The following is an 827-nucleotide window of genomic DNA, read 5'->3' on the forward strand; positions in this document are numbered from 1 at the left end:
GCTCGCCGCCGGCCCGCGCCGGTTCGCCATCCGGGCGATCCTCGACCCGGACGACCGCGGCCGCGACCTCGTCTGCCACGTCGAGGCCCTGCCGGAGGCGAGCGCATGAGCGGCATCCCCTCCGTCGCGCCGCCCGCGCCGAGCCCGCTCCTCGCCATGCGGGCGGCGCTGATCGCGCGGTTCTCTACCGACGCGGCGCTCGCCCGTCTGATGGGCGGGGCGTTCCGCCTCTACGACGAGCCGCCGGCCTGCAACGCGTCCTCGAGCTCCGCCAGGGCGCCGAGGGTGAGGCAGAGGGTGTAGCGGGTCCCCCCGAGATCGAGCGGCACCTCGCCGCGCCTGCGGTTGGCCATGGATGGGTGTCTCCTTGGGTGGCCTTCGACCGGCTCGGCCGAAGGCGTCCGCCGCACCGGCGGCGGCGTGCGGTCGCGCTGGCCTCCCAAGGTCGGGATGCTCGGCTTGGTGGCCTTCGACCCAAACCGGTCGAAGGCGCCCGCCGCACCCGCGGCGGCGCGCGGTCGCGCTGGCCGACTGCCGTCGGGATGTCCGTGCTGGATCAGAGCGCGGTGAAGGCGACGGCGCCGGCCGATTCCAGGCTCATGTCGAAGGTGACCTCGCCGGCGTGGTCGCCGCGATATTCGAGCGCGGTGATCTGGAACGGACCTTCGAGGGTGCCGAAGGCCGGCACCACCACCTGGAAGGTCTCGATCACCCCGTCGAAGAACACCTGCCGCAGCCGCAGGTCCGAGGCCTCGTCGCGGAACACGCCGGAGCCCGAGATCGCGGCGCGGCGCACGCCGGCGCCGGCGAGCAATTCGCGCCAGCGC

Annotated in this window: 1 protein-coding gene and 2 pseudogenes; 1 reads left to right on the forward strand and 2 read right to left on the reverse strand. The window is 74.5% G+C overall.

What is annotated here, in order from left to right; translation table 11 throughout:
- A pseudogene (locus tag FV222_RS31675) lies at positions 1-109 on the forward strand (head-tail adaptor protein); the annotation flags it as partial.
- Positions 110-242: 133 nt separating this feature from the next.
- On the opposite strand, the pseudogene FV222_RS27875 reads toward FV222_RS31675, so the two are convergent.
- Positions 243-353: pseudogene (locus tag FV222_RS27875) on the reverse strand (GTA-gp10 family protein); the annotation flags it as partial.
- Positions 354-556: 203 nt separating this feature from the next.
- The coding region (locus tag FV222_RS27880; RefSeq protein ID WP_147816391.1) for a phage major tail protein, TP901-1 family at positions 557-827 on the reverse strand (271 nt) is incomplete at its 5' end.

Origin of the sequence: Methylobacterium sp. WL103 (assembly GCF_008039885.1) — a bacterium.
GTDB classification, from domain to species: domain Bacteria; phylum Pseudomonadota; class Alphaproteobacteria; order Rhizobiales; family Beijerinckiaceae; genus Methylobacterium; species Methylobacterium cerastii.